This window comes from Trichocoleus sp. ST-U1 (assembly GCF_039961835.1).
GTDB lineage: Bacteria > Cyanobacteriota > Cyanobacteriia > Cyanobacteriales > FACHB-T130 > FACHB-T130.
Genome location: NZ_JAMPJZ010000117.1, coordinates 1 through 12911 on the forward strand (window position 1 = coordinate 1; position 12911 = coordinate 12911).

10 protein-coding genes, 1 tRNA gene and 3 pseudogenes are annotated in these 12911 nt (G+C 46.4%); 6 read left to right on the top strand and 8 right to left on the bottom strand.

Going from position 1 to position 12911, the window contains the following annotated elements; all coding sequences use genetic code 11:
* Window positions 1-111 precede the first annotated feature (111 nt).
* Window positions 112-783 (top strand): HNH endonuclease, encoded by a 672-nt coding sequence (locus NDA06_RS24530; RefSeq protein WP_190987177.1) that lies wholly within the window; start codon window positions 112-114, stop codon window positions 781-783.
* Window positions 746-1981, top strand: coding sequence for a DGQHR domain-containing protein (locus NDA06_RS24535; protein ID WP_190410771.1), 1236 nt, complete (start codon window positions 746-748; stop codon window positions 1979-1981). Before NDA06_RS24530 ends, NDA06_RS24535 begins: the two co-directional genes overlap by 38 nt.
* A gap of 11 nt (window positions 1982-1992) precedes the next feature.
* Here the strand turns inward: NDA06_RS24535 and dndE are convergent.
* The 5 genes and pseudogenes from dndE to hisF form a co-directional block, all read right to left on the bottom strand.
* Window positions 1993-2388, bottom strand: a pseudogene (gene dndE / locus NDA06_RS24540) (DNA sulfur modification protein DndE).
* 5 nt (window positions 2389-2393) lie between these two features.
* Window positions 2394-3038 (bottom strand): annotated as a pseudogene (gene dndD, locus NDA06_RS24545) (DNA sulfur modification protein DndD); the annotation flags it as partial.
* A gap of 97 nt (window positions 3039-3135) precedes the next feature.
* A tRNA-Ala gene (locus NDA06_RS24550) sits at window positions 3136-3208 on the bottom strand.
* 67 nt (window positions 3209-3275) lie between these two features.
* Entirely contained in the window at window positions 3276-3488 is a 213-nt protein-coding gene (locus NDA06_RS24555) for a hypothetical protein (protein WP_190410773.1), read from the bottom strand.
* 102 nt (window positions 3489-3590) lie between these two features.
* On the bottom strand, window positions 3591-4361 hold the full coding sequence (gene hisF, locus NDA06_RS24560) for an imidazole glycerol phosphate synthase subunit HisF (protein ID WP_190410774.1): 771 nt from the start codon (window positions 4359-4361) through the stop codon (window positions 3591-3593).
* A 103-nt stretch (window positions 4362-4464) separates the two neighbouring features.
* Between hisF and ruvB the strand changes: the two genes are divergently transcribed.
* From ruvB to NDA06_RS24575, 3 genes are all read left to right on the top strand, one after another.
* Entirely contained in the window at window positions 4465-5568 is a 1104-nt protein-coding gene (gene ruvB, locus NDA06_RS24565) for a Holliday junction branch migration DNA helicase RuvB (protein ID WP_190987178.1), read from the top strand.
* 20 nt (window positions 5569-5588) lie between these two features.
* Window positions 5589-5744, top strand: coding sequence for a hypothetical protein (locus NDA06_RS24570; protein ID WP_190410776.1), 156 nt, complete (start codon window positions 5589-5591; stop codon window positions 5742-5744).
* An 87-nt stretch (window positions 5745-5831) separates the two neighbouring features.
* Window positions 5832-6653 carry a tetratricopeptide repeat protein gene (locus NDA06_RS24575; protein WP_190525172.1) on the top strand — a complete coding sequence of 274 codons (822 nt, stop codon included), beginning with the start codon at window positions 5832-5834 and terminating at the stop codon, window positions 6651-6653.
* Window positions 6654-7013: 360 nt separating this feature from the next.
* Here the strand turns inward: NDA06_RS24575 and cax are convergent, their stop codons facing one another.
* Window positions 7014-8135 carry a calcium/proton exchanger gene (cax, locus tag NDA06_RS24580; protein ID WP_190410779.1) on the bottom strand — a complete coding sequence of 374 codons (1122 nt, stop codon included), beginning with the start codon at window positions 8133-8135 and terminating at the stop codon, window positions 7014-7016.
* Window positions 8136-8627: 492 nt separating this feature from the next.
* Here cax and NDA06_RS24585 point away from each other — a divergent pair, with 492 nt between their 5' ends.
* A complete protein-coding gene (locus tag NDA06_RS24585) occupies window positions 8628-11273 on the top strand; it encodes a DUF3536 domain-containing protein (RefSeq protein WP_190987192.1) in 2646 nt (881 codons plus the stop codon).
* Between the two features lie 163 nt (window positions 11274-11436).
* Here NDA06_RS24585 and NDA06_RS24590 read toward each other — a convergent pair whose 3' ends face one another.
* Window positions 11437-12414 (bottom strand): DUF2382 domain-containing protein, encoded by a 978-nt coding sequence (locus NDA06_RS24590; RefSeq protein ID WP_190410781.1) that lies wholly within the window; start codon window positions 12412-12414, stop codon window positions 11437-11439.
* A gap of 351 nt (window positions 12415-12765) precedes the next feature.
* Window positions 12766-12911: pseudogene (locus NDA06_RS24595) on the bottom strand (IS630 family transposase); the annotation flags it as partial.

A 12911-nucleotide genomic window follows, 5' to 3' on the forward strand; every position in this document is an offset into this window, starting at 1 on the left:
AATTGCTTCGTCAACTTGGTCTGCGGCTTGATTGCCTACTGTCACCAGCCCAAGAAGCCTTCCCTGCTCATTGATGCGGCTTTGCCTGCTTCTGCTTAACCCGAACTGACGTTGGCTTATGAAAGCAGTATCAATTATCTAATTAGGCGACTTTTAACTACTACTGAATACCTAAGTAATAAATTCAATCCTGCTGAGTATCCTAGTGGAAGGTATATTGAGGAAGTTAGAAGATTTTTGAAGGAATACACGCATATTCCAAGAAACAAAACTGAAAAGTTGCTCATCTTACTTCTAGATTGTTTAAGAGAGAAATTTAAAGAGCCTAGTGCTACAACAAAGCGTAATTTAATAAGACGAGCTAGAGATACTGGTCAAAGATGCTATATATGCGGATGCTCTTTGGATTTTGAGCAAGAAAATCTATACAATTCAGCAATTATCGAGCACGTTTGGCCCAGATCATTAGGTGGAGCGAGTGACAATACTAATCTGAGAGTTTCCTGCAAACGTTGCAGCGAGATCAAGTCTAATTATATTGACGTGGCAGATTTCCACTATGAGGAAATCTGCTTAAGCAGCGACAAAAACAGTGTGCATTTCTTCAATAGTTTGGAGTGGGAATATAGAATAGCGATTTTAATGAAAAATAGCTTCAGTTGTGTAATATGTGGCAAAGAACCAGCCTATGAAGGTGAATTAGAATTTTGCAGGCAAGAGACTGAAGATAGCTGGCATTTCCTAAATGTTGATACTTATTGTAGTCAACATGCTAGGGAATAATCAAAATAGAAGAGATTATAAAACTATGGAAAGCAGAAATTATTTTGGCTGTCGCGTAATTCAACGTTCCGATAGTGACACCACAGCCTTTTTTGTTTTCTATGCTCGTGCGAAAGATATTAAGGAATGGGCAGGCGTAAGAAGGGTTCAAGATTTTTCTGAAGGCACCCAACGTCCTTTCCGAGAGTCACGAGTAAAAGCAATTACTCGCTTCATCAATTCTGATTCTAAGAATACTATCCCAAATAATGTTCTTCTAGCATTTGGACCGAGTGGAGCCAGGTTTACATCTTTGAATAAAGAAGTTTCTGACTGCTTATCCGAAGTTGATCCCTACAATAACTGCGATGGACAATTGACATGGGGAATATTAAGTTTTTCATTTGAACAGAACTTACCGGAGCATCTTCGTCCTGCATTTATTGTGGATGGACAGCATCGTATATTTGGAATATCTGATTTTCAGGGAGAGGATTTACCTGTGCTTGCTGTAACTTTATTAGATGCCTCTCTTGAAGAACAAGCATTTCAGTTCATTGTAATTAATAACAAAGCTGTTCGAGTACCAACAGACAATGTTAAAGCAATCATTGCAAACTTAGACGAGGAATCACTTCAAAGTAGACTGTTAAAAGCAGGAGTAAGATATGGGGATACCTCCCCAGTGTTAAGAGATATTAACGATTTACTAATTAGTCCATTTAGAGGATTACTAGATTGGCCTTATAACAAAGTTGGTCAGAAATTAGTTCCTCTCACTGCTATAGAACAAGCATTAAGGTACATTAGGTCAGTATTTCCGTTCCTGGATGAAGATGAAGACTCAATGACTGAGTTTTTCTGTTCTATATGGATGTCCATAAGCAAAAATTATTCAAGCTTATGGGGAAAAGAAAACAAATTTATGACGAAAGTTAATATTAATGCGCTGAACGAATTTGTAATTGATCGATTGCAGAAGGCTTGGGAATTTGGACTAGTAGATATTTTTTCCTCTGAGAGTGTAGAAACACAAGTCGTTGAGAAAGCTATTGGACAAGTTCCAGAAGAGTTTTGGCAAGCTGAGTGGTCAATCAGAATTCAAGATAATGCCAATGTTAGGAAGATGATTAAAGAGGATCTAGAGCAGATAATACGTAATGAGAGATTAAGGGAAGTATGGCACGCAAAGCTACAGCTGCCAGCCATGAACGATTAAAAGCAATTACCTCATTTGCTAGACGTATTCTCTTTTAAGGATACTAATTTCTCTACGCTTTTAATGTTGGAATCCCCTGCTAGATAACCAATTTCTTGATGTAAATGTAAACGGAACTGAGTTGCAAGAACCTCTTGGTTAATAGGTAAACCATCATTGTGACAACGTTGTTTGAGTGCTGTTAAAAGTACGTCAGACATATTACCGCCAAATACCTGCCAATTCATTTCAACATTGCTATCCACAGGAATCGGGATAGGAGATGGTGGGGTCGGTTCTGCTAAAGAACGGCAAAGCGCCCAACGGCAGAGAACGTTTCACTGGTCAATTTTAGTAGACCGCTTAAGTTTGATCAGTTGATCCTTGGCAGCCTGAGAAATACGAACTCGATCAACAGGAGGTTCCATAGCCTTTACCTGAAGTAACCGAACTTCGTTTGAGTTTGGTGCTTAGTGCGATCGTACTTAAGAAAGTATTCACGAGCGATCGCCCCATTCTCCCGCAACCGCTTCACCTCCGTCTTGCCAATCTCAGTATCGGTCGAGAGCAAAAGCACTTGGTGGCTTGCTTGCGGAAAGTAGCGATCGACCAGATTGGCACGATGGGAGGAATCGAGCCGACCCAGTGGAGTGTCTATTGCCACAGGTAACTGCCGACCAGAGGCACGAGCTAATCCCCACAATAGGGAAATCGCCAGTAGCTGCTTTTCACCAGGGGACAGCCGATGTTTAGGTACGGGCTGCCCTTCGTAATCAAACAGGGAAAGGCTGAAGGTTTCGGTGTCGATTTGGACACGATGCACCAAATTCGACTTGTGCAGCAAGTAGAGAAAGCACTCCGTCACCAGAGTTTCAAGCTGGTTCAGCTTACGGAGTTTCAGCTTTTGCTTGAAGACTTTGAGGGTATCTTGGACTTTAGCAATCGCCGCTAGTGTATGCTCGTCATTTTTGCGGTCGATCGCCAGCTTGCCATAATCCATTAGTTCTTGCCTGGTGCGAGCAAGTGTTTGTTCTGCTTGGTCAAGAAGCCGCTGACTATGTTCGCGATCCGCTTTGAGGCTCACGACTTCTTATGACTTTACCCATAAGTTTGCCATTCCAGCAAACTTATGGGTAAAGTCACAGGAGAGGGATTGGGGGTGAGGTTTATTCTTATGGAGCTAAGCGGATTCGAACCGCTGACCCCCTCAATGCCATTGAGGTGCTCTACCAACTGAGCTATAACCCCTTACGGTGCTTTATGATTATGCCTTAAAAATTCGCAAGTCGTCAAGTAAAATTTCCGCAACGATAAATTAATAAAACGAACAGGGGTGTTGAGCAAGATGGCTGATATAACCCATGTAGCTGTTCATCAGGAAATATACAACTAGCATGGCGGCTGCGGATAGCGCCACCAGGGTGCCAGCAAGCATTAAAGAGAACTCCTGTTGGTCGAAGGCTTCCTGCATCAGGTGCAGCGACCACGCCACCAGAGCCACATCAAAAATTAAAATACCAACTAACATAATTTACGTTTTGTAACACTTCCTTTATTCTAATATATACAACCGAACAGATTGATGCTACAAAGCCAAAGCCGCTTCTTCCAGAAGGAAGAAGTTTCGCCTTTACAAAAGCCGCACCGGCACCTGATGCTCTGCGAGATAGTTTTTGATTTCTGATACAGTGAGTTCTCCGTAATGCAGAAGGGAAGCCAGCAGGGCAGCTTCTGCTTTGCCTTCCGTTAAGGCGTCATAAATGTGACTCGTGTTACCAGCACCACCGGAGGCAATTACTGGAATTTGTACTTGTTCCGCTATAGTGCGCGTAAGCTCTAAGTCATAGCCAGCTTTGGTTCCATCAGCGTCCATACTGGTAACGAGCAGTTCGCCCGCGCCGCGCTGCTCGACTTCTTGCGCCCAATTGATCGCATCGATGCCTGTGTTTTCCCGCCCCCCCCGCACGTAAACATCCCAACCGGGATTGCTGGGATCTTGCCGTTTCCGTGCATCAATTGCTACCACGATGCACTGGTTGCCGAAGCGATCGCTCGCCCGATCGATCAACTCTGGATCGCGTACCGCCGCCGAGTTAATGCTGACTTTGTCTGCGCCAGCCCTTAACAATTGTTTAATATTTTCTAAGGATTGAATTCCCCCGCCCACGGTAAGGGGGATAAATACCTGCTCAGCGGTGCGATATACCACATCCAGAATGATGCCCCGGTCTTCGTGAGTGGCAGTAATATCCAGAAACACCAACTCATCCGCACCCGCCTGATTATAAGCTTGTGCCAGTTCCACCGGATCGCCAGCATCCTGGAGATTGACAAAGTTAACCCCTTTGACAACTCGCCCCGCTTTCACATCTAAGCAAGGCAGTATTCTTTTTGCAAGCATGACAATCCTCTGGTTCCCCGATGTAATGATAATGAAAGCCTATACACTCTAGACCTTCTGTGTCTTCATGTCTTGGTATTGTTTTTAAAATAAATTTTTAATCATGGCGATAATTTCTTCTAAACAGCAGCCGCAAGAACCTAATGGGAAACCCCAGGAACGCCGAAAGCCAGCGGGACGCCGCAAATCTCAGCCAGAAGAAACGGTTGAAGAGTTATTGCAGCCAAGTGTCGCAATGGACGAAACCGAGAAGCAAGAAGAAGGTCTGCGACCCCAACGACTAGCTGAGTATATTGGGCAAAAAGACCTCAAGGGCGTTCTAGAAATTGCGATTCAAGCAGCAAAAGGCAGAGGCGAGTCGATGGATCACTTGCTGCTGTATGGCCCGCCGGGTTTAGGAAAAACCACGATGTCGCTGATTTTGGCGACGGAGATGGGAACCACTTGTAAAATCACCTCTGCACCCGCGTTGGAGCGTCCCCGCGATATTGTGGGGATACTGATGAGCCTGAAGCCGGGAGATATTATATTTATTGACGAAATCCACCGATTGAGTCGGATGACCGAGGAATTGCTTTATCCGGCAATGGAGGATTTTCGGTTAGATATTACGATTGGGAAGGGTCAAAGTGCGAAAACTCGCAGCTTGCCGCTACCGCCATTTACGCTAGTAGGAGCAACGACGCGGGTAGGTTCGCTGTCGTCACCCTTGCGCGATCGCTTTGGTTTAATTCAACGGTTACGCTTTTATGAGTTGGATGAACTGATTTTGATTGTGCAGCGGACGGCTGAAGTGATCCAAGCCCCGGTTACGCCGGATGGTGCTGAAGAAATTGCGCGTCGTTCCCGTGGAACTCCCCGAATTGCCAATCGCCTTTTAAAACGGGTGCGAGATTTTGCTCAGGTAAAAAAAGTTGGGGAAATTACACAACCTATTGCAGTGGAAGCTTTGGAAGTCTTCGGTGTCGATCCAATGGGTTTAGATTGGGCAGATCGGTTGATGCTGACCGTCATGATAGAACAATTTAATGGGGGGCCTGTAGGCTTGGAAGCGATCGCCGCCGCGACTGGGGAAGATGCCCAAACAATTGAAGATGTCTATGAGCCGTATTTATTGCAGATTGGCTATTTGCACCGCACGCCTCGCGGTCGCATTGCCACTCCCGCAGCCCGAAAGCACTTAGGATATGATTCGTCATTATTCTAAGGATAATAAGCTAAAGACAAATGACGAATACAGCAGTAGTAGGATGGGCATTGCCTACGGATTATCGCAATTCTCGTTTGGATGCAGTACCGTTTAACCCCACCCCTGCCCCTCCCCGCAAGCGAGGAGGGGTTGAATACTGTCCTCCGCTTTTCGGTGAGTTGGGGATGAGGTGACGAAGTGTATATTGCAACAAAGGGAGAACCGCGATAACTTTCTGCTGGGCAGCGCCTATGCTACCAAAATCTAAAAGCCAAGATAATATGATTCGTTGGATTCTGACTTTACTGAGCATTCTGTTTATTACTGTTTCAACTGGGTTCATGAATGCGCCGCCAGCGATCGCCCAAGAACAACCTTCCACTTACACGGAAACTGAGTTGCAGGAAGGAGACGAACTAGCGGCTAAAGCATTTACTGCGACAAATGCCGGTGATTTTGTTACGGCTGAAGGGCTTTGGACACAACTGATTGAGCGATTTCCCGCTAATCCGGCTATTTGGAGCAATCGGGGAAATTCCAAGGTAAGCCAGAATAAATTGTCAGAGGCGATCGCTGACTTTAATAAATCTATTGAACTCGCCCCGAACGCCACCGATCCCTATCTGAATCGCGGTACGGCATTAGAAGGACAGGGAAAATATTTGGAAGCGATCGCTGATTACAATCGGGTACTGGAAATCGATCCCAAGGATGCAATGGCTTACAACAATCGGGGGAATGCCAAAGCAGGATTGGGTGAGTGGGAGGACGCGATCGCTGACTACAAAAAAGCCGCCGATCTCGCTCCTAATTTTGCGTTTGCCAGAGCCAATTATGCGATCGCTCTCTATCAAATGGGCGAACAAAAAGAAGCGATTCGCACTATGAAGAATATTGTTCGTAAATATCCCCAGTTTCCTGATATGCGAGCTGCCCTTACCGCTGCTCTCTGGGAACAGGGAAATCGGGGTGAAGCCGAAAGTAACTGGGTTGCCGTTGTCGGAATCGATCGCCGCTATAAAGATATTAACTGGGTAAAAAATGTCCGCCGTTGGCCTCCAGTCATGGTTGCCGCTTTAGAGAAATTTCTGAGTCTACAATAAAGGCGATTGCAACTACCCCTAAGGTTTGTGCCACAAATATCAGAAAACCGCCTTCTTTAAGAAAGCGGTTTTTTGATTGAGGAATTTTCCGTATAGAGTTTCTGTATAGAGATAACGATCGCGTTTAGTGAGAAAGGGCGATCGCGGTTTTGATTCACTTCTAGGGATGACCTGGAAGCAAATCAAAACTTTTCTACAGTTCCAAGGTAATCTGCTTTGCCACGCTTCCCCCTCACCCTGCCAGGTAAAAAAGAATCACCCATTCAGGTTAGCGATCGCCTTTTCTAACAATCGATAGACGCCAGAGGAGCCATTAGAAAACTCAAAAGCTCGCAGAAAGAACTTTTACCTTTTGTGTGTCTACCCGATCCCCCCCATGACTGGGTGGAAGTAAAAAGCCAACGCCAAAATTGCATAAGCAGCCAATAGCAGCGTGCCTTCTAACCAGTTCGACTTGCCATCAGAACTAATCGAATTGGCAATGAGTACCGACACCGCCACTGCTACCAATTCAAACGGGTTGAAGTCCAAATCCATCGGTTTGTGCAACGCCCAACCCGTCAGAACGAGAACCGGAGCCACAAATAAGGCAATCTGCAAGCTAGAACCCACCGCCACTGAGATAGAAAGATCCATCTTATTTTTCATCGCTACGGTGACAGCGGTAGCGTGTTCGGCAGCATTGCCAATAATCGGAACCAGGATCACCCCTGTAAACAGCGCCGTCAGACCCAGTTGGGAGGTGGCTTCTTCCAAGGAGGAAACCAATAGTTCCGACTCCGCCGCAACCAGTAGCGTTGCGCCTAATAGCACTCCAATCCATAGGGGCAGGTTAACTTTATGTTCCGGATCTTCTGGAGCGAGATTTGACTCAGCTAACTCAGTGAGTATCTCCTGTTCTGCCACACCCGCATCGTAGAGATAGCTGTGGGTCTTCATCGAAAATAGCAGCGTCAACCCATAGACTCCGATTAATACTACGGCAACGGCGACCGAAAGTTGCTGGACGATGGCTTCATCAATCCCGGTGGAGGTATAGTCCATCGCGGTTGGTAACAGCATTGCAATTACTGCTAGGTTCATTGCCGAGGCATTTACCCCTGCCACCATTGGCTGAAATTCCTGCTCTTTGAAGCGCAAGCCCCCCAATAGCATGGAAAAGCCCATGACCAGGAGTAAGTTGCTGATAATAGAGCCGGTGATACTCGCTTTGACGACATCCACCAGCCCCGCGTTGAGGGCAACGAGGGAGATAATTAGTTCGGTGGCGTTGCCAAAAGTAGCATTCAGCAGTCCTCCCAAGGAGGGGCCAAGAACAACCGCGATTTCCTCTGTAGCGGTGCCCATCCAAGCGGCAAGGGGAATGATCCCCAGACAAGCGGTGATGAAGACGACTGACGATCCCCATTCCAGAAAGTGGGCCGTAATGGAAATAGGGATAAACAACAAAAGAATGGAAAAAAGCGTGTTTAGAGACAGCATCCAAATTATTCGTATTTAGCTCGTGTCTAGGATAGCCGCTTGTTGAGTGTTCTGGCTTCTTTCAGTCTTTGAGTATGTAACAGAATATTTCTTTAGATGCAGGATTCCTTAAGCAAAGTTAATTTACTATTCATTTGCATGAAGTTAGTGTTCCAAGCATGGCAGCATTACGCTTGAATCATGTAAGTAACAAGTAACTATCCTGGCTTTTCAATTTTGTTCATTGACCGTTACCGGCATGGGGCACAGGCAGTTGCTCATCGGTACGGGCAAAATAATTGGATGTTAAACCGATTGCTTTGATCCCCCCATTTAAGGAGAGAAGGCTTCGCCCCCAAGAGTCTTTACCATGTTTGGGTGGTGAGTCTTCGCCTTCTCCAGATGGACTGATTTAACTTGCTGTTTCCCTGGCGTTCAAGTAAACGCGGGGATGCTCAGTCTATCGGGATAAGTTATTGACCCTAATTTTTTACTAATTTTGGATGCGATCCTATGACTTCTGCTGCTGAAAGACCAGCTTCACAGTATTCTGCTGAGGGAACAGCAAACACCAGTGTAGCAACCGATCCCCTGCAAACGGCTACCGGCGTTTATGTTACGGTTCACGGTCATTTTTACCAACCGCCCCGCGAAAACCCTTATCTAGATGCGATTGAACGGCAGCCGAGTGCGTCTCCGTTCCATGATTGGAATGAGCGGATTCACCATGAATGCTATCGCCCGAATGCCTTTGCCAGAGTGCTAAATGACCGGGGCGAAGTCGTGGGGATCGTGAATAACTATGAGTATTTCAGCTTTAATATTGGTCCCACATTGATGTCGTGGCTGGAACGCTACGACGTGGAGGTATATCAGCGAATTCTGGAAGCGGATCGCAAAAGTAGCGATCGCCTGAACGGACACGGCAATGCGATCGCGCAAGTCTACAATCACATCATTATGCCGCTTGCCAACGAGCGGGATAAGTACACCCAAATTCGCTGGGGTAAAGAAGACTTCCGCTCCCGGTTCGGGCGCGATCCCGAAGGAATGTGGCTGGCTGAAACTGCCGTAGACTATGCAACCTTAGAAGCATTAGTTGCAGAAGGAATTAAATTCATTGTTTTAGCACCTTCTCAAGCTGAACGTTGCCGACCGATCCCCACAGACGAGCAGCCAGTGACTCAGTGGTTGGAAGTGGGCGGTTCTCAAATCGATCCTACCCGTCCCTATCGCTGTTATCTAAAACCCACACTCAGCACACAAGATTCACCCCTTAGCCCTGAGTATTCATTCCCCACCAACGAAACCCCAAATACCCCTTACATCGATATCTTTTTCTACGATGGCCCGATTTCGCGGGACATGGGATTTAACGATGTGCTGGGCTGGGCGGGTACGCTAGCTGGGCGCATCGGTTCAGCCGTGCGCGGGGATCGCCGGACTTCGCAGCTCATCTCTGTTGGCACAGATGGCGAAACTTTTGGACACCACAAAAGCGGGACAGAGAAAACCTTAGCCTTCGCCTTTGTGGACGAGTTTCCTAGGCGTGGCTGGACTGTCACCAACTATGCCCATTACCTGAGTCTCAATCCTCCCACCTGGGAAGTGGAACTAAAGCCAGTCACGGCTTGGAGTTGCGCTCACGGGGTGAATCGCTGGCAGGATGATTGCGGTTGCGGTGGCGAAGGTGGCGTTTGGCATCAGAAATGGCGGCGTCCCCTGCGGAATGCCCTAGATTGGTTGCGGGATCAGTTAAGCAAAGTTTATGAAGAAACGGGTCGCCAGTTCTTCCGCGATCCCTGGGCTACACGGGATGAATATATCCACGTAATTCGCGATCGCTCTCCTGCTAATGTAGAGCGCTTCCTCGCCCGCCATCGCACCCGCAAACTAACACCATCAGAACAGGTAGACGCCCTGCGCCTATTGGAAATACAACGCCATAGCCTGCTGATGTACACCAGTTGCGGCTGGTTCTTTGAAGAACTCTCAAGACCCGAAGGAACGCAGATTCTCCGCTACGCCGCTAGAGCATTGGAACTTGCCGGTGATGTCTCTGGTGTGCAGTTGGAAAAAGGATTTATCAAACGCCTCTCCCAAGCTCCCAGTAATGTTGATTTATTCAAGCACGGTGCTGAAGTGTACCGGCAGCTGGTAGTCAGTGCCCAAATCGGGATGGAGCAAGTGGCAGCACACTATGCCATCAGTTCCCTATTCACCACCTATCCCCAGCAACAGCGGGTCTACTGTTACGATGCCCATCAGTTGGATTATCAGATGCAACGCATGGGATCGCTGAGTCTAGCGGTGGGGCAACTGCGACTAACATCAGAAATTACTTGGGAAAGCACTCATTTAGTCTTTGCCGTTCTTCATTTGGGCGGCTGGGATTTCCACTGCTGCATTCAACCGTTTGCCGGTCGCCGCACTTATAGCCAGATGAAGGAAAAGCTGTTTGCGGCGCTGCAACAGGCTAGTGCTGCTCACGCGATCCTGGCGATGTCCCAACTATTTGGGGGTAATTCATTCAATTTGCAGAAATTATTTGCTGAAGAACGGCACCGGATTATGCGGCTGCTCAGTCAGAAAACTTTAACGCGCCTAGACCAGCTTTATACGCAGGTTTACCGGGATAACTACGGCATCTTGATGGCGTTCCAGCGCGATGAGCTGCCCGTTCCGCAAGAGTTGCAAGTAGCCGCAGAAGTGGCAATTTCTAACCGCGCCCGGATGTCTCTACGGGCACTGGAGCAAGAAAACGGCGAACCCCAGCAAGGTTTGAATCAGCTGGCAGAACTGGAAGCGATCGCGAAAGAAGCGAATCAACTGCGCTGTCAGTTGAATATCCCCGATGCCAAGCAAACTTTAGAGCAGTTGATCTTGCGATCGCTCTGGAAGCTTCTGCACGACTCTAACCCAGCCACTCTAGAAGCAGATATCCAACGCTTAGAGCGCATGATTTCTGTAGGCAATCAGCTACACCTCGGCTTATCTTTGCATCGCCCTCAAGAACTCTACTTTAGCTGTCTCCACAGCCAAATTGTGCCTCTGCTGGAGTCAGAAACTAACGGCAATTCGTCTCAGCTACGTCAGTTGCTATTACTCGGTCAAAAGCTAGCTGTAGATGTCAGTCCCTGGTTGAACCAACTGTCATAAATGTCACGGGTAATGGGGAATTGTCCGACGAATCACCCATTACCTGAATCGATTAGCTGCTCTCAAATATTAAGGGGTAGGTTACAAAACCTACCCCTTAATATTTACACTTGAAGCGTTTCACCCATTATTTCAGATTCAAAAGGGTGTAGCCTCTACGCGATTAGATGCGATCGCGATCGGTGCGGATGTTTTGATCCCGAATGGGCAGATCGTTACTATTCACATCCAGTTCTTCTCGACGAAGCTGTTCTTCAGCATTAACCGTTTCACGATCTACTTCTTTTCTGATTCTGACTTCCTCACGTACAAAAGCTTCCTTTTGAATGTTAGGAGTTTCTTCGTAGATTTCCACCCGTGCAGCTTCCCCTTCCTGGAAGGCAGCTTCGCCCGGAGTAACAGCTCTTCCCGCATCTGCTGGAGTCACGCGCTCAACGATCACTCGCTCCCTTTCAATGGGGACTGAAACTCGCGCTGTCTCAGTTTCAACGTGTTTACCAACCGCTACCTCACCTGTTTTCTGGCGGGTTTTATTAGCAATCAACCGTTCTTCGTACAACTTGAGGGTTTGATGATCCCGATCGTTCATATCGTACAAAGATGGCTCTTGCTGATAATTGTAGCGATCGCGATCGTAAGCTTCATAATTATCCTCAACAGGTACAGCACCTGCCATCGGAGCGGCGTAACTAGGTTCCACAACAGGTGCCCCCAAAGGTGCAGATGCATCTAAAGGTGTTGCTGTGTTTATCGGTGCCGATGTTTCCACAGATGGCTCTACCGCCGAGTTGCGATAAACTCCTCTCACCTGCTCCTCGTAATCGTAATCAACCTTGAGCTCGTCGCCAAATTCCGGTAAATTTTCTACTTGCTCTTTGGTAAGCCCAACAGCGTAGACGTGCCGATTATCATAGTCGATCCGAGAACGACCCACTGGTAGCAATACTTGCTTACCGAAAACCCAGAAGCCTGTATCAACAACTAAATAGCGGAAACGCCCCGATTCATCAACTAAGATATTTTTGACGCTACCAACCTTGTCATCGCTGATATCTGAATAGACGTCAAATCCCTTAACGTCTTCACCGCCAAAAGTGTCTTGATAGTCTGTGTCGAAATCTTCAAGCTTGTATAAAACCATGCTTTTCTTTTCCTCCAAATTTCTTGTGTATTTCTTATGTATCTATGCTAAAAGTCTCTACGCTGGCTCCATCTGGCTAGCGACTGACTTCAATAAATTCAATACATAAGCCCTAAAGAGGATGCACAATTATGGAGCACTTGCTCAGTTTTTGTCAGTTAATTATTAAGTAGAGATAAAAATAAGTTTTTTTACAAATAATTACCAATTATCTTTCTATATTTGCTAATGAAAGCAACAAGTTTTGATTTTTTATCTCCCTTCAGACAGGTATGTATATATTTCAATGGATAGATATAGAATTTAATTAATAAACTCTTCAAAAGATTAAATTATTCTTAACCTAAGTGCTTAAGCAAAATTAATTACATATTCGGTTCCGACTTTTTTAGCACATTTTTGACATACTTTACTAAACTTTTCCAGTCCCGATAAGCCTCTATCTCTATCCATTCATATTTCATAAACTTCCATAAGATTTCAATTAAGTTGAGTTC